20 protein-coding genes and 2 pseudogenes are annotated in these 20,279 nt (G+C 44.1%); 12 read left to right on the top strand and 10 right to left on the bottom strand.

All coding sequences use genetic code 11. The features are described from left to right. Positions 1 to 152 precede the first annotated feature (152 nt). From KGF70_RS03540 to KGF70_RS03525, 4 genes are all read left to right on the top strand, one after another. On the top strand, positions 153 to 1,046 hold the full coding sequence (locus tag KGF70_RS03540) for a diacylglycerol kinase family protein (protein WP_216767906.1): 894 nt from the start codon (positions 153 to 155) through the stop codon (positions 1,044 to 1,046). A 135-nt stretch (positions 1,047 to 1,181) separates the two neighbouring features. Beyond that, positions 1,182 to 1,547, top strand: a complete 366-nt coding sequence (locus KGF70_RS03535) for a DUF805 domain-containing protein (protein WP_050338714.1) — start codon at positions 1,182 to 1,184, stop codon at positions 1,545 to 1,547. Between the two features lie 294 nt (positions 1,548 to 1,841). Then, on the top strand, positions 1,842 to 2,300 hold the full coding sequence (locus tag KGF70_RS03530) for a universal stress protein (protein WP_050338715.1): 459 nt from the start codon (positions 1,842 to 1,844) through the stop codon (positions 2,298 to 2,300). Positions 2,301 to 2,323: 23 nt separating this feature from the next. Beyond that, a complete protein-coding gene (locus KGF70_RS03525; protein ID WP_216767907.1) occupies positions 2,324 to 2,809 on the top strand; it encodes a TspO/MBR family protein in 486 nt (161 codons plus the stop codon). Positions 2,810 to 2,866: 57 nt separating this feature from the next. Here KGF70_RS03525 and KGF70_RS03520 read toward each other — a convergent pair. Next, a pseudogene (locus KGF70_RS03520) lies at positions 2,867 to 3,117 on the bottom strand (hypothetical protein). Between the two features lie 389 nt (positions 3,118 to 3,506). Between KGF70_RS03520 and KGF70_RS03515 the strand changes: the two are divergent. Further along, positions 3,507 to 3,950, top strand: coding sequence for a PH domain-containing protein (locus KGF70_RS03515; RefSeq protein ID WP_216767909.1), 444 nt, complete (start codon positions 3,507 to 3,509; stop codon positions 3,948 to 3,950). A 116-nt stretch (positions 3,951 to 4,066) separates the two neighbouring features. Here KGF70_RS03515 and KGF70_RS03510 read toward each other — a convergent pair whose 3' ends face one another. The 3 genes from KGF70_RS03510 to KGF70_RS17740 form a co-directional block, all read right to left on the bottom strand. Continuing rightward, a complete protein-coding gene (locus KGF70_RS03510) occupies positions 4,067 to 4,312 on the bottom strand; it encodes a hypothetical protein (RefSeq protein ID WP_216767910.1) in 246 nt (81 codons plus the stop codon). Between the two features lie 171 nt (positions 4,313 to 4,483). Then, positions 4,484 to 4,729: a hypothetical protein gene (locus tag KGF70_RS03505; protein WP_105922605.1), complete on the bottom strand. Its 246-nt coding sequence runs from the start codon at positions 4,727 to 4,729 to the stop codon at positions 4,484 to 4,486. Positions 4,730 to 4,906: 177 nt separating this feature from the next. Further along, positions 4,907 to 5,113 carry an MAG6450 family protein gene (locus tag KGF70_RS17740; RefSeq protein ID WP_367114925.1) on the bottom strand — a complete coding sequence of 69 codons (207 nt, stop codon included), beginning with the start codon at positions 5,111 to 5,113 and terminating at the stop codon, positions 4,907 to 4,909. A gap of 368 nt (positions 5,114 to 5,481) precedes the next feature. Between KGF70_RS17740 and KGF70_RS03500 the strand changes: the two genes are divergently transcribed. The 6 genes and pseudogenes from KGF70_RS03500 to KGF70_RS17735 all read left to right on the top strand — a co-directional run. Beyond that, positions 5,482 to 5,880: a helix-turn-helix domain-containing protein gene (locus KGF70_RS03500; RefSeq protein WP_101873542.1), complete on the top strand. Its 399-nt coding sequence runs from the start codon at positions 5,482 to 5,484 to the stop codon at positions 5,878 to 5,880. Positions 5,881 to 6,362: 482 nt separating this feature from the next. Continuing rightward, on the top strand, positions 6,363 to 7,145 hold the full coding sequence (locus tag KGF70_RS17195; RefSeq protein WP_253954721.1) for an Ltp family lipoprotein: 783 nt from the start codon (positions 6,363 to 6,365) through the stop codon (positions 7,143 to 7,145). A 917-nt stretch (positions 7,146 to 8,062) separates the two neighbouring features. Then, positions 8,063 to 8,935, top strand: a complete 873-nt coding sequence (locus KGF70_RS03490; protein WP_216767911.1) for a hypothetical protein — start codon at positions 8,063 to 8,065, stop codon at positions 8,933 to 8,935. Between the two features lie 19 nt (positions 8,936 to 8,954). After that, positions 8,955 to 9,293 (top strand): STAS-like domain-containing protein, encoded by a 339-nt coding sequence (locus KGF70_RS03485; protein ID WP_158296988.1) that lies wholly within the window; start codon positions 8,955 to 8,957, stop codon positions 9,291 to 9,293. Next, positions 9,283 to 9,807 (top strand): hypothetical protein, encoded by a 525-nt coding sequence (locus KGF70_RS03480; RefSeq protein ID WP_101873547.1) that lies wholly within the window; start codon positions 9,283 to 9,285, stop codon positions 9,805 to 9,807. Before KGF70_RS03485 ends, KGF70_RS03480 begins: the two co-directional genes overlap by 11 nt. A gap of 158 nt (positions 9,808 to 9,965) precedes the next feature. Beyond that, positions 9,966 to 10,064: pseudogene (locus KGF70_RS17735) on the top strand (hypothetical protein); the annotation flags it as partial. Positions 10,065 to 11,096: 1,032 nt separating this feature from the next. Here the strand turns inward: KGF70_RS17735 and KGF70_RS03470 are convergent. The 3 genes from KGF70_RS03470 to KGF70_RS03460 form a co-directional block, all read right to left on the bottom strand. After that, positions 11,097 to 11,963 carry an SPFH domain-containing protein gene (locus tag KGF70_RS03470; RefSeq protein WP_003638675.1) on the bottom strand — a complete coding sequence of 289 codons (867 nt, stop codon included), beginning with the start codon at positions 11,961 to 11,963 and terminating at the stop codon, positions 11,097 to 11,099. Between the two features lie 38 nt (positions 11,964 to 12,001). Continuing rightward, positions 12,002 to 13,633, bottom strand: a complete 1,632-nt coding sequence (locus KGF70_RS03465) for a hypothetical protein (protein WP_216767912.1) — start codon at positions 13,631 to 13,633, stop codon at positions 12,002 to 12,004. Between the two features lie 130 nt (positions 13,634 to 13,763). Further along, positions 13,764 to 15,458, bottom strand: coding sequence for an MFS transporter (locus KGF70_RS03460; RefSeq protein WP_216767913.1), 1,695 nt, complete (start codon positions 15,456 to 15,458; stop codon positions 13,764 to 13,766). A gap of 91 nt (positions 15,459 to 15,549) precedes the next feature. Here KGF70_RS03460 and KGF70_RS03455 point away from each other — a divergent pair, with 91 nt between their 5' ends. Then, positions 15,550 to 16,107 carry a TetR/AcrR family transcriptional regulator gene (locus KGF70_RS03455; RefSeq protein ID WP_105961799.1) on the top strand — a complete coding sequence of 186 codons (558 nt, stop codon included), beginning with the start codon at positions 15,550 to 15,552 and terminating at the stop codon, positions 16,105 to 16,107. Positions 16,108 to 16,398: 291 nt separating this feature from the next. Here the strand turns inward: KGF70_RS03455 and rsgA are convergent, their stop codons facing one another. The 3 genes from rsgA to KGF70_RS03440 all read right to left on the bottom strand — a co-directional run bounded on the left by rsgA (position 16,399) and on the right by KGF70_RS03440 (position 20,206). Next, positions 16,399 to 17,418 (bottom strand): ribosome small subunit-dependent GTPase A, encoded by a 1,020-nt coding sequence (rsgA, locus tag KGF70_RS03450; RefSeq protein WP_216767933.1) that lies wholly within the window; start codon positions 17,416 to 17,418, stop codon positions 16,399 to 16,401. Positions 17,419 to 17,677: 259 nt separating this feature from the next. After that, complete coding sequence (locus KGF70_RS03445; RefSeq protein WP_050338725.1) at positions 17,678 to 18,178, bottom strand: acyl-CoA thioesterase; 501 nt, start codon at positions 18,176 to 18,178, stop codon at positions 17,678 to 17,680. A 1,134-nt stretch (positions 18,179 to 19,312) separates the two neighbouring features. Further along, a complete protein-coding gene (locus KGF70_RS03440) occupies positions 19,313 to 20,206 on the bottom strand; it encodes a LysR family transcriptional regulator (protein ID WP_216767914.1) in 894 nt (297 codons plus the stop codon). Positions 20,207 to 20,279 lie beyond the last annotated feature (73 nt).

The raw sequence follows: 20,279 nt of genomic DNA, 5'->3' as shown, positions 1-20,279 counted from the left end.
TTATCATAACCATAATTTTTATCCTGAGCAATCAAAACGCTCATTACTAGCGATAGTCGTGCCAAATAGGCGTTTTATTTCCATTCAAATTCGTTATCAGGGTATAATTAGGCCACGATAATTATGAAAATTACAACAGTGAGGTGCTTATCATGTCGATAACATATGGAATCTTTTATAACGGTCAAGCCGGTCAGGGGCAAGCTGCGACGGTCGCCCATCAAACCGCCCAAGCGTTAGCTAAACACCACATCCAAACACAACTTCTGACAACACCGGGCATTCCACGGGCAATTGCACTTATTAAACAGACTTTGCCACAGTTATCAGCCTTGATCATTATCGGCGGTGATGGCACCTTGAATGTTGCAATGACAGCCCTACTGCAAGCCAATGCCAGTATTCAAATTGGCGTGATTCCAATGGGAACCGTCAATAATTTTGCGAAGCGTTACCACTTACCTACTGATCCCACGGCCGCCATCGACCTAATTTGTCAACGACCGGCACTCCAATCCGTGGGTATTTTAGCTTGCAATCAGCGGCGCGCAGTCGTCAGTTCATTGACGTTTGGCAACCTGGCCGACATTTCAAATGAGGTGCGGCAGACTGAGAAACAGCGCTTTGGCAAACTCAGTTATCTTTACCGAGCTATCAAGCATATCGGCAAAAACAAATCGCTACCGATTCGCTATCAGTTCAAGCACGCTGGCAGTCGCACGCTCAAAACCTGGTTCTGTTTGATTACCACGACCAAGTCAGTTGGTGGACACACCTACAGCGCGTCAGCCCCTGGGAAGATGCATCTCAGCTTGCTCAATAATATTGGTTGGCGGCAAGTGTTGCCATACTTATGGTTTGCTTGGACGGGTAACCTGCAGAACTCCCAATCAATCACCCAGCTTACCGCGACCGACGTCCGGATCACCAGTGTCAGTGGGCAGGCGGTCACCACTAGAATCGACGGCGATCCGGCCCTCAAGCTACCGATTGAGCTGAACTACTTGGCCGACCGTTTTGACTTGATCGTCCCTAAATCCGTATAAAAGATTCAATCTCTCGCCAATTTCGCATATTGATTGCGTCTGATTCATATATTGGCTATCCTTAAGCATGGTACCGATTACGATATTGGTCGGCATCCAGCTGCAATTATTATTTTATTCAGGGGGAATTCAACGATGACAACTGCTTATCGTAAATTTTGGGACAATTTGCTTAATTTTTCGGGGACAGCGACCCGGTCCGAATTTTGGTGGCCACTTATTATCAACTACATTCTTGGGGGCTTGATCATTACAATCATTCAGCTTGTGACCGGGCATCCAATCGATGATATTTACAATTGGAGCGACTGGAGTGTCAACACGATGAGCAATCTGATTGCCTTTATCGTCTGGCTTGGGGTGCTCTCGCTCAAATTCCGGCGCCTGCATGACAGCGACCACTCCGCTTGGTGGCTGTTGATTAACTTAGTGCCGCTAATTGGTGGCATCTGGTTCTTTATTTTGATGGTGCTCCCATCACGGCCCAATCGTTGGCAATAAGCGGATTTTTAAAACGGATATCCTTGCAGTTTGACTGTGAGGATATCCGTTTTGTCTTGGGTCGAGTCACCATCGGTCAGTTCTACCCGTGACGAATATCGAATATGTTTGTCGAATATCAAATGGTGCCATGTTCTGTTAAAGATTTGGCTAACCTGATGTGCCTCAATTCATCACGATAGATCAGGCTAGATTTGTTGCTTACACGCAACCCATAATCATATTGATAGACGTAATAATTATATAAATGTTATGATTTTTATAACAAATAATTCATTACAGGAGGTCCTGACGATGTATCAAAATATCTTAGTTCCACTAGATGGCTCTGACAACGCCTACATGGCCTTAGAACATGCTGTCCAACTCGCACAAACCTTCAAGTCCAAGTTGTACCTCGTGAACGTGATTGATATCACCCGACTGAACGCCTATAGTCCCGCAGCCTATGGTGGCACGCTGTATACGAACTTACTTCAAGTCGCGAAGGACAATAGTCGTGATATTTTGCGCCGGGGCCAGCGGATGGCAGCCGAAGCGGACGTTGAATCACTGCCAATTCAAGTCAATAGTTCACCCAAAGCTAGTATTGCAACTGAAATTCCGAAGAAATATGAGATTGATTTGATTGTCATGGGTAAATCTGGAACCAACGCCGTCTCACGAATTTTCTTAGGCTCAACCACGTCCTATGTCGTCCAAAAGGCGGCCGTCAACGTGACCGTCATCAATATGCCCGACGACGCGACCTAATCTTTGAAACGAGGTGCATCCACATGCTTAAAACTCGCCCCAAATTCAGCTGGCTTCATCTAGTCATTTTTATCGTCATTATTGAAGCTATCGGTAGTCTATCCGGTTGGCTCTCTGGTGACATCAAAGGGATTTACAACGGTCTGAGTTTGCCCGTCGGCTCACCGCCAGATTGGCTTTTCGGCATCGTTTGGCCGATTCTGTATGCCCTGATGGCAATCGCGGGTTATCTGGTCTTTTATCTGGCGACCACCCAACGGGAACGGCTGATGAATACCATCCTATTTGGCACTCAGCTGCTCCTGAATTTTATCTGGTCGATCATCTTCTTCAGCCAATCGGCGTACTGGTGGGGCTTAGTCGTCATTATCGTGCTCGACCTGGTCGTCTTGATGTGCTTGCTCCAGTTTTACCGCAGTAGTCGCCTCGCTGCCGGATTGATGGTGCCCTACTTTATCTGGATCTGCTTTGCGACCTACTTGACCCTGGGTGTCGCGTTGTTAAACTAAATCAAATAACGACCTTGCCAACAGCTTCAACACGCTGTGACAAGGTCGTTATTTTTGCTATGATAATTTTTTACGTTGCCGTTTTCGTGACCGATACGGCACGGCATAGTCTTGCGGCGCATCTTCCGGACTTGCGCTCGTCCAGTGACCGCCTCCTTTTTGGCCGGCTTGGCATCGTCCTTTAAGCAAGTGAACCGCGAGCCATTTTTATCCTGAATAATAAAAATTCGGCTGAACTCGTTGATTGTGTCCACCACCGTGCAGTCGGTATGCTGAATATTAAAGACATCCGTGTAAACTTTACTCACGAGTGTCACCTCCTCATTAATGGCATCATCGTCAGCCCATCAACGCCGCGCTTGTACAGAATTTGCTCAAACATGGCACTAAATTGGGCGTGCGAGCTAATGATTTACATTTGATATTTTTAATATACCGCGAATTGCACGATAACACCATTAAGATGCATAGTGGGTACTGAAGTGATTATTGCCAGATTTTCCGGATCAACCAGTATCGGTAATAGCGACTATATGAAACCGCTTACCGACACTCAATTATGTCGATTGGTCTATTCTTTTATGCCCCGCTCCGATATAATTCATCTTAAGGCTAGTGGCTGTCGTGCACTGTTGTCACATATGAACAGACGTAACGACCGCCGCCTAACCTGAAATCAATTTTTGGAGGGTACACGATGGGACTCTTAAACGGGATACTTGGTAACATGAGCGAAGTTACCCCTGAAGAAATTCAGAAGCAATTCGGTAAATTTTTGATGGAAGACGAAAAGATTGAACGTGGTTACAAACTGGTTCGCGATATGATCGTCTTTACAGACACCCGCATCATCTTCATGGACCGGCAAAACGTGACTGGTAAAAAGACTGCTTATCGTTCAATTTACTTCATGAGTATTATTGACGTTGCCGCTGAAACAGCTGGTTTTGGCATTGATGATTCCGAAATCGTCATCACTTACCTCACCAACGTCCACCGTCAAGGACTGACCGAGCAACATGCTGAAGTCAAATTTGAATTTCAAAAATCATTCGACTTTACACCGCTTTACCGATTCTTAGAAAATATTGCTTATCAGAATCGCCTCGCAATCAATCAGTTGACACGAGTGGAATACTAAGGTTAATGTAAGCAGTTAACGTCACTCGCATATTTAGGCAGTAAGCTAAAAGGAGCCAGTCCGATTTGTGGGCTGACTCCTTTTTGATGATTGGTCATGACTAACAGTGCGCTGGGTTACGCACAATCTAGAATTGATTCGAGTTTGATACCATTTTCAGTCAGTTCACCATTTTCAGTTGCGGAACCCGCAATTTCGTCCACAAACAAATTTTCCAACTCGTCCCATTGTTCGCGCGTATTTAGCTTGACCAAGAGCCGGTCAGCTGACAGCGTTGGTTCGATTGCCCGATATAACTCCGGGTAATATTTTTGAATAAAATCGGCGTCACCAGTAAAAAATCTTAAGGGTCTTAATGCCATCTAACTCGCTCCTTTTATGAAATACTTTTGTTACTAATCTGCTTTTATGGTTAGGCGAACTGGTTACACCAAGCCCTAATCTTGACCACACAGTGACAGTCGTTTGGCCGATTGGCGTTGCTGCATGCCAAATCGCATCCCTAGTACAATCAAAGGCAATTTAGAACTGGCTTATGCGAAATCAAGAATCGCTTCAATTCTGAGGCCGTTTTCCGTTATCTCACCATTTGGCATGAACGACCCCGATAGCTCATAAACAAACAGATGCTCTATTCTGTCCCACTGTTCCTCAGACTTCATTGCCGCGGAACGCCGATCTGCAGACAGTGTCGGTTCAAGCGCCCGATATAAATCTGGATAATTCTGTTCAATAAAGTCTATATCGCCCTCATTAAATTGCCAGGACCGTAATGCCATTTCAACCACACACCTTTCGAATTTGATAATCACATTTCCTCTTTTATGTGCTCAGCCATATTTATCATAATCATTATAAACCGCTTGGGCGAATTTTTCCGAGACTTTCGGTTCAATATGTCTTAATCGACAAAAATCCATGTTTCAGCCACAACAAACTGAGAACATGGATTTCAATCATTTGAAATTATACCGATGGTTAGGGTCGAGTCGACAAAGGCAAAAATAGTTCTGAGCATTGTAATAACCATGAACCCGAAATTGGCGCGAGCCATTACTAAAATGATACATGTCCCGGACAACTTCACCAATTCGTTCCTTATTCTTCGCACCATGTGGGCCGTCAGTCCGCAAATATAGATTTTCGACAGCGGTGATTGACAATGAATAAGATACATTTTATTTTCTTCTCCGACAGAAAATATGGAATAGAACATCTGACCGACCTCTAATAATATAAATATGAAAGGTTAGCCATCCACTCTTGATGTTTTTGCCCGGTATTTTCCGAAAATCCAGTGGCTTTGCCACGTTGTTCTGAAGACCGCCTCTTCTATTTAATTCTACAATAATTCGTTATCATTTGACGTTTACACTCCTTAGCTGAGATGCACATCGTAGTGGTGGTCACAACAGTCGCTACTTAATGTATCCCGGAACGTTTTTGGAAACTTTTTGTATCATCAATTGAAACCGATACACAATGTATCTATACTGATACATATGATATCCATTAAGAAGGGAGACCTATCATGGCTTCTTTAGGAATCGGTAGACGTCTTAAGAAATTAAGAAGTGCACAGGAAAAGACTCAAGATGAAGTTGCAAAATCTGTCGGGATTAGCCGAGCTCGATATTCCCATTTGGAAAATGACCGTAACGAACCTGATAATGAACTACTTAAACTTCTTGCTAACTACTACGAAGTTTCTACTGATTACCTGCTTGGATTTAGCGAAAAAAAACATAAATATCCGGGCTTGACCACTGAAGAGGATCGAATCGATTTGGATAAATTACTCCAGTCGACTGTTCCGATGGGATTCAAAGAAATGAATTGGAATGCTCAAGACAAAGAAAAAGTTCGCAATGTGATTGAAGGAATCTACTGGGATCGATTGAAGGAACTGCGAGAAAAAGGAAGAAAGTAAGTGTATCTATGCGATACGACACGTATCTTAAAGCAGAACAGCTTGTAGAATCTTTTCGCACATACGGTCCGTTTCCAATTGTAGAAGAATTAGAGTTCAAGGCTCACTTTGAAGACATTGCTTCATGGAACTTTGTACCCCAAGATTAGAAACTACAGATATAGTAATTAGTGACATGGTTCGTAATTCACCAGCCAAGCTTCCGGTTATGGGCCCACGAACTATGTCACGGTACTGAGGATACAGCTTGCGTATCTGGTACAGCTTGGTGATTACCAGAAGAACAGTGCCGAATACAATGCCAAGAGCTAGCAAAGCTTTATGGAGAACAAGTTGATGACTTGCCTAATAACATTGGTGCATTAAAAATGCATATGGATTGCCAGACGAGTTTATGGGATTCTTTTATTTTGCAAATTAACTTGGAATATAACAACACGGGGATTTTTGTTGAGAAATAAGAATATTTGGAGGATTTCCAATTGAAAAAGCTAATTTTGAGTGTGCCCATTTTCATTCTGCTACTTTCTGGGTGTTCCAGCAAAACTGAAATTAAATTATATAAAACCAGTGTGTCAGAAATAGACACTGTTCGTGGTAAAGCAACACCTGGATCAGATGTCACTTTCAAAGACAGACATGAGAAAAAGACTACGACTGCAAATGATAATGGAAAATTCTACGAAACAAATCTCAAGCCTGGGACTTATACTGTAACTGCTAGCTTAGACGGGACCAGCAGTAAGCCTATAAAATTACACGTAAAAAAGGACAAAGCAATTGGTGAATACGAAGACGAACAAGAATCTTCAGCATGGGCATCCATCGAAAAAGAAAGCAGCAACGAAGTGAGTTCTGACTCAGAATCCCACACCTCAAATAGTAGTGTAGAGAAATCTTCAGCATCCAGCTCATCAGATAATGATTCATCTGTGACAAGCACATCAAGTTCTAGCAGTTCAAATTCAACTACTAAGGCTAGTTCTGAAGACAGGGCTGCTTTGAGAAAAGCAGAAGCTTACGCTTCCAGAATGGACATGTCAAAACAAGGTGTATATGAACAGCTCACCTCTTCTGCTGGCGAAGGCTTTTCTTCAGAAGCTGCGCAGTATGCTATTGATCATCTGACTGATATCGACTGGAATGCTAACGCCCTTGCAAAAGCAAAGGATTATCAAAGTAAAATGTCAATGTCACGCAATGCTATCCTTGAGCAATTTACACAGTCACAAGCACAATACGCTGTTGACCATTTACCAAAATAACATTTTTGGTCCATACTTGGGTATTTATACGAGTGTAAATCAACAGTGGAATAGTATTTCTTTTCATACTAAATTAGCAATCATAGATGCAGGCTCAACTTCTGCCGCTCACATTTCCCAGAATGTAACAATAACGTGGAATACTAAAAGTTAGGAGTTGATTCAATATTACCACAGAACAGTTATGGCACATCATATCTATAATACTAGGATCAGGATTAGTCACCGCTTTTGTAACATTCATCGCGGATAGAATATCCGAATACAATAAAAGTATTTCTGCCTCACCATCAAAAATCAATGCAGTTGGGACAAGTATGATTTGGCTGTTTATAGCAGCTTTCTTTTTTATGATTGTGTTATTTATTCCTACGATTATTGACATTTTAAATTCAAAATTTTTATGGAATAAATTACTCTTAATAGTACCATTCTTAATAATGGCACCCATAGGATACATGCTTTTTCTATTGTGGACAACGATTAAAGAAACTAATTACGTAGTACCTAATGAGGATTTCAAATACGCAACCTTCACAACAACACTTCGTAACGGAACATTAATAAAATTATGGATTATCAAGGAATTAAATAACGGCAATCTTTTATGCGTATCGGGTTTGAAAGAATATAAAGATGAACATTATATTTATATTCCAAAAAAACAGTTACATTTTAAGAAAATAGAGTACACGCTTCTATCTGACGATTAGTGAAATGAAAAACTTCATTATATGTGAGTATAGTTTACGTCGTAAAGGTACAGCCTTACAAGCTGTAGACGCAGGTTCGATTGCCATGATTCGTTTTAGGCTAGTTTCACGAAAATGTGATACCATCACTACCTTTACTCTATGAAACTATTTTAGCGTGTTATACACATAATTACGTAAATATTGAATAGAAGGCTTTCAACATTGAAACAAATTACAATACCACCCCAAGTTACTTTTAACAAAGATACTATTGAATATATCTTAAACAATATTGATTTATTAAACGTTAGTAAAGACAATCAAGTCAATATCAACTTTTCACAAAACACTTGGCTGAATGCAGAAATGACTACTTTTATTGGTAATATTATTCGTACACTACAATTCGATGGCTATAATGTTCGCGCTAGTGACATTTCGGACACTCTATCCAATTTTTGGTCAAAAAATGGCTTTTTAAAAAGTTTTGGCATTGGCGATAAAACACCTGATATATATTCGACGACCATTCCGTTCATTGAATTGGAATCTAAACAGACAAAAACAATTGATATGTATTTGAACAACCAGGTTTTCCCGATGATGGACAGAAAAGTTACGACGTCTCAAAATGAAATCATTAAATCTGCTATTTTTGAGCTCACACATAACATATTAGAACATTCGAACTCGCGCTACTTTTGTATGTGCGGACAATTCTTTCCAAGCAAAAAAGCGTTGTCCTTTTCTATTGCGGATTACGGAGAGTCAATTCCAAATCATGTCAAACGATTACGCAATTTCAAGTTTGGTACTGATTGTGACTTCATTGATTGGGCTACAAAGGAAGGTACTTCGACAAAACAAGGAATTCCAGGTGGATTGGGCCTATACGACATCAAAAAAACCATTCAGTTTTTAGGAAGTTTTAAAATTTTATCTGGTTACGGTTTAGCGGAGTATAATTATGGATGTTCACCTAGGTTACAAGAATTACGCAGTCGGTTTCACGGTACAATGATTTATTTGAATTACGATCTGGATAAAATCAATGATTTAAATCTAAGCTTTGAAGACAATCCACTCATATTTTAGTCATACGAGGAGTAATAAATTGAAAGTATTAAAGATAAAAGACGAAATTAAAACCCCACTTGCTGTTACAGCTGACAAGGCAAACTATATTTACAAGCTATTGTCAGAGTCAGTGCAAAACAAGGAAATTGTATCGGTTGATTTTTCTGGAATCACAACTCTCACAACAGCATTTTTGAACATTGCAATTGGACAGTTGTATTCAGTCGGTGATCAGAACACTTTAAATCAATATATTAAAATTAATGGAAAAACTTTAACTTCATTACAACGTGACAAAGTAAGGCTGGTTATGGAGAATGCGAAAAACAAGCTCAGTGACAAAGACATTGACGAGGACTTGTATCATGGCAATTAATATCGATTTGCATACTGTGCCATTAAATGGTGATGAACACTTGCTAGTTGATACAAATATCTGGCAATATATTTTTGGCATTCAAGCCTCTCAAAATGACCATGGATATTCTGATCTACTTGGACAACTTGTAACTAGAGAAATTCCACTCTTCATAAATGCGCAAATAATATCAGAATACATTAACCTTACGACCAGGTTGGCGTTCAAAAGCTACAAACGAGCTAATCACGTTTCTAGACATTTTTCTTACAAACGTTGTTATCGGCCTACTCCTGATTTTAATACAAACTATGATTTAGCAATTGAGAGTGTCAAGTCTGAGATATTACCCTTAGTAGAATTCACAATGGCTAATAATAAAAAAGTGTTTGAATCCATCAATGAATACACGATGTACGATTTTAATGACGAAATTATTATAAATGACGCCATTACTAATAGATTAGGCATTTTAACTCATGACAAAGATTATCTCGATTACCCCGGTGAAATCAAAATATATCATTTATGATGAACAACATATCTATACATCCCCATTTGGGGGTTATTTTTATCCAAGTAGCAAACGTTTGTTTATACAATAATCAATACCCATTTATGAAATAGATAGATCATCATGTTATTTTCAGTCAATACGAACAAGCAAGTGGTCAATAACGTTGGCAATTTGCGTTTTATCAAGGTATGGATACTAGAACCGGTAAACAGAGCCAAGTACACCGGCAAAGATTTCAAACCAAGCGAGCTGCTAAGATGCTGCTAAGATAATTGAAGCCGAAGCTGTGGCTAACAGCTGAATATCAAAATAACCAGGCCAACATGACACTTGGCTAGCATCTGTTTTATTGGATAGATAACTTAAAAGTAAATGTAAACGTAGATACCATTCCAATCCATCGTTTGTATATCAGATTCTGCATCAACCCCTGAATTGGTAAGTACCAGCTTAAGATTATTCGTTTAATGTCCATGAGAGATTTATCAATAATCTTTCCACAGAAAAAGAACTCAATCGTACGTATCGTCCTGAGGTCAGAAAATGCGCTATTTCACTAAGAAACAAACCGATAAATTTTTGAAGACCACTTAGTTGGAATATCTATCACTGTTAGGACCACTTTTTTCTACTAATGTTCACCTGTGACTTACGAGTTGAAGTAAATCCATTCCTTAGATAGTCACGAATAGATTTCAACATCGCATAATCAGCATTCATACCATTCGCATTTATTACTCTGAGGTTTAGGTGAATGACACCGGGTTAAAAGATATGATGCTAGACACATCAAAAACACCAAGAAGTATTCGGGAGATTCCTTTAACAGATCGTATCTTTGATGTAGTATTAGGTCTATTTAAGCAAACTCATCTTACAAATGAAATAATCAAGCTTAATCAGTCTGATATTGACTTGAGTGACTTCATCTTTGTCAGGCCCGCGAGAGAGTTTCACGGTTATCTTCTAGCCATTGCTTCCTCACAAGTTGCTATGACAAGAATCTGTGACAGTACGGGTATATTCCTTGTTTAAACGTTCATGGGTTCCGCCACACTTCTGGCGTACGATTACGCGACTCCGGTGTAGATATTAATGACATTCACGACATAATGAGACAGGTTGATTTAAAAACCACCAAGTTGTCTGTAGAAATCACACCAAAAAGTAAAGAAGATGCAGTAAAAAAATAAATGCATTTTTAGATTAAATATGCCGTAATATTTTGACAAAAAAGACGAGCCTTATTTTTCAAGGTTCGTCTTAACCGTTTTTAGCTTGTAATCCTTGTCACATCAACGTTCTTACTTAACATCCGAAGTATTCACAATCGGCTGAGTCCCGCGCTCCGAAATAATGGTGACCATCATGTTATTAATGAGCTGCAACTTCTTATCATCTGACAGTTGCATGCCGGTATCCTTCTCCAGCCGGGCAATCGTATCTTCAGTGATTGAGACCGCCCCTTCAACAATAACTTTTCGTGCTGACAAGATGGCGGACGATTGTTGCCGTTGCAACATGGCGCTCGCAATTTCTGTGGCGTATGCCAGGTGTGTTAGCCGCGTCTCCACGATTTCCACCCCAGCAACGTTCAGCCGTTCCTGCAGTTCTTCGGTCAACCGGTCTGAGACTTCCGTTGGATTACTACGCAAGGTCAGCTTTTTGTCGTCATCGAACGTATCATAGGGATATTCTGAGGCCACGTGGCGAACCGCGGATTCACTTTGAATCTCAACGAACTGTTCGTAATCATCGACCGCAAACAGCGCCATACTGGTATCGACGACCTTAAAAACGATCACCGCGGCAATTTCGACCGGGTTACCCCGCAGGTCATTCACTTTTAAAATCGCACTATTAAAGTTACGCACCCGTAATGAAATCGAATATTTGCTCGTTAATGGGACCGTCATAAACAGTCCGGAATCCCGAATCGTCCCGATGTACTTACCAAAAAACGTAAGTACGCGTGCCTCGTTTGGCCCGACAATCGTTAACGAACTTGCCCCGAACGCTGCAATAATAATCAGCAGTGCCCCCAAGAAGATACTAGCAAAATGGTCCCCCGTCGCACCAGCCCAGACTAACCAGCCACCGACTAACACAAATGCGATCGCCAGCACCAGGCCAATGTAGCCATTGATATGAAAGACTTGTTTTTCTTTCATGATTGCGCCTCCTTTTGCCCACTATTATAGCATATCAGTTAGCGCTTAAAATAAGCGTAGCACCGTCGCAATAGTTCCTCTGGTGATTCGTTATAAACTAATTGGATATCGGGGCTTTGATTAATAAACGTCTTACCTAGTGCCCCTAACATGCTATGGGAGAGGCCTTCACTCAACAGTAACGTAAAATCGACTTGGTTGGAACGAATTTGTTGGCTGATCCAACCAATGCTCTTTTCATGGTCATTCACGATTACTGGCTCCATTCGAAAAGCTCGTAACGCTTGGTTCAACGTTTGTGCACGCTGCCAAGTCACGACCATCACTCGTTTGCCCCGGCACACATCCACTGCATCCGCTGGTAACACCTTACTGAAATCAAAATGTGACCGCCGCCGATGTAATTGTTGCGTATGTTGTCGCTGCAGCTGGCTCGGCGTCACGTCATAGAACAGATCTGTCAACCACAGTTGCTGCCCAGCAATGACGCCGCCGTAGACCACGCCAGTTTGAATTGGGGTGTTGGCTGGAAACCGGCGTTGATATTTCGAATAGGTTTGACCCGTGATCGTCTTGAAAATTAAACGTTCGCCCACATTGACGAAGAAACCAAAGACGTGCTCACCATCCCCAATGATCACACGGTCAAACAACAGTCGCCGATAGCGCTTATTTGCTCGTGGTAACCACCGTAACTGCTCGTATTTGCCCGCTGCCAGTGCCTGATTGACTTGCTCGTCAGCACTGACCGTTTGTCTTCCAGTTGGTCGAAGACGATGTAACTGTTCGTTCTCCTTTTGGCCTTTCGCAAGTCGTTTTTCCTGCTCAGAAACAGATTTCGACAATCGTTTAACTTGCTTGACCATCGCGTCATACTTCTGCAGCTTATCACGCTGCTTTTGGGTCAGTATCGGTTCATTGCGTTGACGCTGGCGCTCAGCCATGGCCTTTTCATACAACCCTTGTTGGCGCTTCAACAATACCGTCGATTGCGCGAACCACCGACCCGCCGCATCCTGATAACTCTGCATTGCCGTGACCCGTTGCTGCAATTGGTGATTGGTAGCCGTTAGCTCATCATTGGCTGTCTGCATGCGCGCCATTTTGGCTTGGGCTATCGCCACCTGTTCTTCAGCCTGATGCGTTCGTCGTTTGTTATTGATCTGCTGTTGCAAACCTTCGTCGATTTGTTTCTGATTTTTCGCCTGTTCACGAGCTAGCTGCCGTTTTAGCCGTCGCACTTGTCGCTTAAGCTGGGCAACATCGGCTTGTTCAGTTGCCACTTGTGTCCCAGTATCCGCAGATTGCGACTGTTCCGCCGTCGAATCGGGATGGTCTTGTGCTGTGGTAATTTTGGCCATTGCTTGGGTTTCAGATACCGTTCGTGCTTTAGATATTGATTGGACTTCAGATGTCCCTTGCGCCTCGGATATTGATTGGGCTCCAGATGTCCCTTGCGCCTTGGATGACGTTTGTCTTTCAGATGTTGATTGCGTCTGGGAGGCTGACTGTGTTTCCGCCACAGCAGCGGCCGGCTTGACGGGCTGCGTTTCAACTGCCAAGTGCTTGGATTGGTAGCGCTCGATTAAAGCGCGTTTGCTGGCCTTAGCAGCGTCTTTTTGTTTGCGTTGTGTGACAGACTGATGTGAGTTTGGATAGTTAAGTTGCACTGGCAGTTCCCCCTCGTAAATTTCTTGATACCATCATACCACGTCATGACGCACTTTGACGTTAATGACGGACCATACAGGAGGACTCAATTTTCAAAGGACCGCCACAATACTGACCGCACATTCCAGCTTAGTTATTTGCCTTCCGCCCCCGTTTCTCAAAACACCAAGTCGTCAGTAACAATAGTAACGTAAACGGCAACGCCACTTGATACGGCCGCATAAACGCTTGGGTGAATGCCGCTTTACTTCGGGTCTTAATCGCAGTTGCGGCGTTTACGATCCGCTGATTGGTTTGTTTGACCTGAACAGTTACCTGCCGCGTCACTTGACGTTGAACTTTGGCTTTGACACTGGCTGGTGCGGCTTGCAGTGCCGGTGATTTGAGGACTTGACGGGCTGTTGCTGCAATTAAACGGTGCTCTTTAGCAACTGTAATTGGCGTCTTCACCGGTTTTGCTGTCTGTTCTTGATCAATTTGATGTGTGATGACTTGTAACGTGTCGCGTTTAGCCTGGTCGGAAATGGCGAGTTTGGCGACGGCGGTGTGCGCATCCGTCAACGTCTGGGTCTTAGCCACCGTCAAATTGGCCGAAAGCGCAGAAACAAAAATGGCGACGGCCAGCGACGTCCCAATTTGGCGGAAGACGCCGATCACGCTCTGCGAAGCTGTCAATAACTCACCAGTAAAATCACCGGCGGCCAAAACAGTAATCGGGCCAATAATCGTCCCATAGCCTGCACCGATTAATACGGCCGCAATCGCAAATTGCCAGTAATGATTCGGATTCATCTGACTAAGAACGGCGTAGCCTGCCATCATAGCCAAGCTACCGCTGAAAATGACCCGGCGCGGGCCTAATTTCGACAACAAGAATCCGCTAATGGGCGAAAAAATAAAAATCATCATTGAAGCTGGCGTGATCATGATGGCGGCCAATAGTTCCGTCTGATTCTGGACTTTCGTGAAGAAACTTGGCATCAACACTAACAAACCCACCATAAACACCCCTGACAAGACCGTTGCGAGCGATGCCCCGTTGAATTGCCGATTTTTAAATAACGCTAGCGGGACCATCGGCTGATCGACGTGTGCCTCCGTCCAAATAAAGGTCACTAATGCTAGTCCACTGAGTGCCATCAGACCGATAATCAACTGACTGGTCCAACCCCAGGCGTTGCCCTTAACCAACACGAGTGTTAACGAAAGTAGCGTCACCATAATCAAGGCACTCCCAGCCAAATCTAGTTTGGCCTGACCACGAATCGGATGGCGCCAAGACAACCATGCCACACAACCTACAAAGGCAACCAACACCAGCGGCACGTTCATCAGGAAGATGCCTCGCCAACCCAAGAACTGAGTCACAGCTCCACCAATTGTCGGTCCCAACGCAGCGGCCAAGCCTTGCATCACACCCAATTCGGCAATCACACCGACCCGCTTGTTCAGCGGTACACTCTGAATGCCAATCGTCATACTTGCTGGGAAGACGACCGCCGCACCGAGGCTTTGCACGGCCCGGCCCACGATCAATACGTCGACGTTACCGCACAACCCCGAAATCACGGAACCGAGGCCAAATAATGCCAGACCAATCAGATAAACCCGACCGCGGCCCCAGACATCGGCGACCCGGCCAAGCGGGATCGTCAAACTGGCAAACAATACGGTATAAATGTTGAGCGCCCATGATAAGTGCGCCAAATCCGTCGCTAAGCCCACTTGAATCGCCGGCAATGCAATATTCATTACCGTCGTATCCAGCATGCACAGAAAGATGCCAATCATCATCATACTGATCACTTTTGTTGATTTTTTCATAATAACCGCCTCCAAATGAATTAACGGCAGTATAGCTGATATAATATGAGACAGTTAGCCTTACGTTACAAAAAAGGAGATGTTGTTACGGATGAATCCACAAGAACGTAAACAGCAAAACTTGACCGCAATTTACGAAGCCTTGCTACAACTGATGTCTCACAAACCACTCAGCATGATTTCAATCACGGAACTCTGTGCCCATGCGCAGCTTTCACGATCCTATTTTTATCGCAACTTTACCAGCTTCGACCAAATCATCTTGACTTATCAGGAACAAGCCATCTTGACCTATTTTCGTCGTCTACCGCGGCAATCTAAAATCACGCTACCAGTCTTGATGACGCAATACTTCACGTTCATGCAGCAGATGGCCGCAACCAATCAGTTACTGATTGACAATGGCAAGGCTCAAATCATCGTGCAAACTTTTGAAGCAGCTTATACATTGCTCATCAGACACGACCGCATCATCACTGTCACCGATTCAACGATCCACCATCAGCCCTACTACATCGCCTTTTTTTCTGGTGCAGTCGTCAACATTCTCATTCACTGGCAACAGGCCGGCATGGTCGAACCACCCAGCTATCTCGCCCAACAAATCGTCCGCTTCACCGCCAGTCATACCGGTAACGGCTTGAAATGACGGTAACGACGATGGACGAGTTTTTAAGGGGCGAACTTGCTAGATTCAGCCCGCTGGAACGGAACGTCTCGACGGATGACCATCAACCAGTTAGCCGTCACATCTCAAACGTCATTCAGGGTAAATCAGCATGCACCTTGCGTCACAAATGACTTCTGACCAGACAAAAAGCCGGCCACCTCAAGGCATCATCGCACTTGTGGTGGCCGACTTGACTCACAGATTTGATTCAGTTTTCAGCTCACCGTGAGATCAATCCCGATGATACCGCTGTTTGACCCGTTTCATGGCTTACTTACCACCAAACATCCGTTGAATTTTGGCCTGTTCTAACTGACGCGAATTCGACCCTTGGTAACTCATCTCACGCTGCAACTTCTGATAACTTTGTAGTCGCTCGAGGGAAACGCGCCCGTCAGCAACGGCCGCTTGCACTGCACATCCTGGTTCACTCGTATGTGTGCAATCGTTAAACTTACAGTCCGCAGCTAACGCCGTGATCTCGGCAAACGTCTGCTGGAGGTCGCCAACAAAGATTTGAAGCTCGCGCATCCCAGGCGTATCAATAACACACGCCCCTGATGGCAATGGCAGTAATTGCCGACTAGTCGTCGTATGGCGGCCCTTGTCATCGTCCTGTCGAATCGTCTTGGTTGCCAAAACTGCAGCCCCCAGGAGGCGATTAATCAGCGTCGACTTACCAACACCCGATGAGCCAACAAACGCCACCGTCTGCCCGGCTGTCAAGTATGGCTGCAAGTCTTCCAGACCTTCACCGGTTTCCGCTGAACACATCACGGTCGGCACGCCAATCGTAACATCCGCCAACGCCCATAATTTATCAGCACGATCCGTACAAACATCCGCCTTAGTCAAGACAAGCACGGGCATTGCGCCGCTATCCCAAGCAATCGTCAAATACCGTTCCACTCGGCGCACATTAAAGTCCGCGTTCAACGACATACAAATAAAGATGGTATCAATATTGGTCGCAATGATCTGACCATCGTGCTGATTAACTGCCCCACGCGCCAACACGCTCTGCCGTGGCAAGATGCGGTCAATCAACGTGGTATCATCATCACCAGCTGAAAACAGAACCCAATCACCGACTGCCGGAAAAGCAGTGGCACTCGTGGCTTGATGCGCCAGTTTCCCCGTAACTTGTGCTTGTCGTTGTCCCGTAGCCGTGATGAGTTGATACAACTCCCGATGCTGTTCAATCACTCGTCCCAGTCGAGGTTGCTCAGTAGCTGTAATGGTCTTCTGAATGGTCTGTTTTAAGCCGTATTCTGTTAAATTAATTGTCAATGTTTTATCCTTTCGCAAAGTGACTAACCCCAATGCTTTGCGATAAAAAAATGCGCCCAGTGAGCCCACTGTGCGCAAAACCGTGCGGCGTACTAAAATGCCGTGGTCATTCGTCACATTAGGGTACACGAAACTAAGCGGGTCGCACCCACTTTTTTCGTCCAACAAACACCCTAACGACTGACCGACATCAAGCACCCCTCCTAAATTTGATACTCTTAATTTAACAAGCCCCACGACATTTGTCAATTCAAATCGATTACCAAGGCAATTCGACGCTAATATGGGCATTGAACGCGCGTTGCCGTTTTAATTTCGCCAACCGTTGTGCTTGCCGCTCCTGATAACCATCTGCCACGTAAGCATACTCTGGTTTGTCAGCGGTCAATTCCGGCAAAACGACATTACGGTCAGTCACGACAAACGTTGAAAAACACGTCAGTCCTAAAAAGCGCTCGCCGGTCTTTAAGTGTTCGCCGATAATCTTGGTGAAGACCTCAATTGACCGGTGACCAACGCCAGAGACATAGGATTCGGCACACATCGAATCCTGCAAACGAAACGGCAATAAAAAATTGACCTGGTCGACTGAGACCGTCACCGTCTCAATTCTGGCGACCCGCGACGCCGCAATCGATGAATTATCATCGATTGTCGCCAGAATTTTGCCTCCAAAGACGGTATCATGTTCGTTCAGGTCAGCTGAAAAGACCCGGTGATTACTAATTGATAATGTTTCTGATATTCGCATCGCTTCCATCTGTGCACCTCATTTGTAATTAATCTTATTAACGCATTGTGCTAGTTAAATCATGACAATTTCTAAGTTCAAGTGCTGCCAGCTGAGACCCGCTGGAAAAAATGCGACTTAGCGTAAACTTGCTGTTGTGGAGACGTCCTACGCCGGCTTCCAGGCATTCTGGGCAATGGCCGGAGCGTGGTGGACACAGATTTAAGCCGACGACCCACGTCTTAAATACTGTTCTTTCACTAACCAAGCACAAGACGCTTGCTAAGTGAAATTTCACCACTTGGCCTTGCCCAGAATACCTTCCAGCCGGGATGGTATTCGAAAGGCAGACTTGTGCGAACCCAACCTTTTGTATGATTAGTCGTTGGTTCCATTGTACACGGTCATCTTGATATTTAAGTGTCAGACAGTTTGCTAACAATTGCTAAACTTTCTTACCCATGTTTTAATGCTTCAGACACACGGATTTATTGAACTTGTCAGGACTTTTGCTAGTCGTCTGAGATAACAAAGTCTTGAACTTTAAGCGGCGGCATTTTTATCGACTAATTTGGCTAGTTGCCATTGAAATTTGTGGCATTGAGATGAGTAAATAATATTCAGGCAATCGTCTCAATAATTAAACGCTATAAGTCTTTACCGATACCAACTAAAAGTTTGCCTGAAGGACCAGTCATCTAATATTCAGTGGTCAATTGTACCCAGATAGGTGGCCGTTCATCTGCCATTCGAGCGGGTTCCCGACTGTAGGGGCTGGCGGACAATGCTCAAGGGCGAAATTCTTCTTGTCCGGGTGAATTTCCCGGGCTAGAAGAAGACTCGTATTTGAAATTGCGCAGTGGATTTCTGCGTGAGTTCAAATCGATGTCCGCCCTGTTCCAGCGTTGTCAGCCAGCTCCGGAGGTCGGACTACGGCGCGCACCGGCTGACGAACAGGAATCCACCAACTGGCATGATTTAATCATAATTCATGACAAATTAACTAGCACACTGCGTTCTTATTAATGTAATTATATCGAATTTTCACGGATGTGGGCCACTAAATCTGTGCTAACAGTGGTGAACCCGAAGTTCTGAAGCAACGAATCTAGTGACCTGCTCATCGCAGCCGACACGATTATATGAGTCAAATGATGCGTCACATTAGGCAATGCCGTGTTGGCGCGTATAGGTGGTCGCAAACTCCCAAAATTGCTGAACGGCGGCCGATTGCGGTCCTGGTCGTTTCATGAAGGCCATTCGACTCGTCACTTTCGGCACTAGCGGAATGGCTTTAATGTTGTCGAACCCTGTCAGATCAAATGACCGCGCCATCACGATCGAAACGCCTTCGCCCTGATTCAGCATCTCCAAAATCAGTTCGATCCGCTGACCATCATACTTGACCTGTGCCTGTGCGCGCATTTTTTGTAGCGTCGCAAATAAGGGGTTGTCGGGACTGACAGCCACCTTCAATAATAAAATCGACTCATTTGAAAGCATTGGTAAGCTAATCTCTGCACGTTGCGCCAACGGATTATCCTTTGGCACTAAAACCACGAATTGATCCGACTCGTTGAATAAACAGTCATAAGTTGCTGGTGCTTCGTTAAAAATCCGTGTAAACACAAGATCGACGGTTTGATCATCGAGGGCGTGGGTCAATTCGCCGACACTAGCTTCACTGAAGTGTAACTTAATTTGCGGATACCGCTTGGTAAATGCCGTGATAATATGAAAGGCTTGATACTGCGGCAACGACGGCAACCCACGGATCACTAATGATTGCGCCGCCTGTTGCTGTTGTACCGTGATTGCCTGCTGCAGTTGGTCGGTCGCTTGCAAAACTGCCTTGACTTGTGGTAACAACCGTTGGCCAGCCGGCGTTAGCGTCACTTGTCGATGCGCACGTTTAAATAATTGCACTTGCCACTCGGCTTCTAGGGCCAAGATGTATTTTGAAATCGTCGACTGGGACAAAAATAACCGTTCAGCGCTACGACTATAATTACAAGTCTCAGCCAAATCCACGAATACCGCCAATTTACGGGTTTCCAAATCTCTTCCTCCAACTATTCCAGTTTAGAATAGTTTACCACATAATTAGAATTGTTCCTGCTACTGGCGAAGA

The sequence above is a fragment of the Lactiplantibacillus sp. 7.2.4 genome (assembly GCF_018991185.1).
Taxonomy (GTDB): domain Bacteria; phylum Bacillota; class Bacilli; order Lactobacillales; family Lactobacillaceae; genus Lactiplantibacillus; species Lactiplantibacillus pentosus.
This window is presented reverse-complemented; position numbering and strand designations above follow the sequence as displayed.